Annotated in this window: 1 protein-coding gene; it reads right to left on the bottom strand. The window is 59.2% G+C overall.

What is annotated here, in order from left to right; all coding sequences use genetic code 11:
• Nucleotides 1-42: 42 nt before the first annotated feature.
• Complete coding sequence (locus AC3WLT_RS37140; RefSeq protein ID WP_492596521.1) at nucleotides 43-1,311, bottom strand: IS256 family transposase; 1,269 nt, start codon at nucleotides 1,309-1,311, stop codon at nucleotides 43-45.
• Nucleotides 1,312-1,369 lie beyond the last annotated feature (58 nt).

The following is a 1,369-nucleotide window of genomic DNA, read 5'->3' as shown; positions in this document are numbered from 1 at the left end:
GGAGGTGTCAGGAATTTTGTGTGCTGAGGTCGGTTAAAAATCTCAGCTGATGGCGGCGGTGAACCGCTCGCCGAACAGAATGGCGAACTGATTGACTGCTTGCCGCCAGGTAATAGGTGGCATCTTCCAATCCTTTTCGATGTTGCGCAAGGCCAGGTACAGCAGTTTGCTGGCGGCTTCGTCGCTGGGGAAGTGACCGCGGTTCTTGACGATCTTTCGCAGCTGCATATGCATGCTCTCGATCGCGTTGGTCGTGTATATGATCTTGCGTACTTCCGGCGGATAGGCGAAGAACGGGATGACTTGCTCCCATTGGCGCTGCCACATCGCGGCCACGGTGGGGAATTTGCGCCCCCACTCGCCTTGAGAGAAGGCTTGCAGGGCGACTGCCGCCGCTTCGGCCGTGGCAGCCTGATAGATCGGCTTGAGCGCGGTTGCCAGCGGCTTACGGTCCTTCCAGCTCGCCAGATTCAGCGAATTGCGGATCAGGTGCACGATGCACGTCTGGATCTGCGCGGCTGGATACACCGCTTCGATCGCCTCGGGGAAACCGCGCAAGCCATCGACGACGGCGATCAGGATGTCGTGCAAGCCACGGTTCTTCAGTTCGTTGAAGACCTTCAGCCAGAACTTGGCTCCCTCGGTTTGCTCGATCCACAAACCCAGCACTTCCTTGCGGCCGTCGGCGCGAATGCCCAGCGCGAGATACACCGCCTTGTTCCTGACCGTGCCTTCGTCGCGGATCTTCAGCCGAAGTGCGTCGAAATACACGATCGGATACATTGCCTCAAGCGGGCGTTGCTGCCACTGTTCGACCTCGGCCAGCACCTCATCGGTGACAGTCGAAATCAGATCGGGCGACACCTGCAGGCCATACAGTTCCAGCAAATGGCCCTGGATCTCGCGCACGCTCATGCCGCGCGCGTACATGCTGATGACGTGATCGTCGAAGCCCGGCAGCCGGCGCTGATATTTGCCCACCAGTTGCGGCTCGAATGTCGCCTGCCGGTCACGCGGAATGTCCAGATTCAGTTCGCCGTTGGGCGTGATGACCGTCTTGCGGCTCGTGCCGTTGCGGTGGTTGCCGGCCTTGCCTTGCTCCGCCTCGTTCTCCAGGTGATGCGTTAGCTCCGCCGCCAGCATGCGCTCAGCCAGTTGCTTCTTCAGTTGCCCGGCCAGGCCCGATTCGCCGAGAACCGACTCCGCATCCTTGTTCTGAATCTGCGCCAGCAGTTGATCGATCAGTTCATCGGGGAACAGCTTCGGCGCCTTCGGGTTCTTGATCTTCTTAGTCACAGTTGCTTCGGTCATAGGACGTTGTTTCCGTTATCGTCTCATGACCTCGGCACACTAAAATTCTGACAGGCTC

The sequence above is a fragment of the Paraburkholderia sp. FW306-2-2C-D06C genome (assembly GCF_058781505.1).
This window is presented reverse-complemented; position numbering and strand designations above follow the sequence as displayed.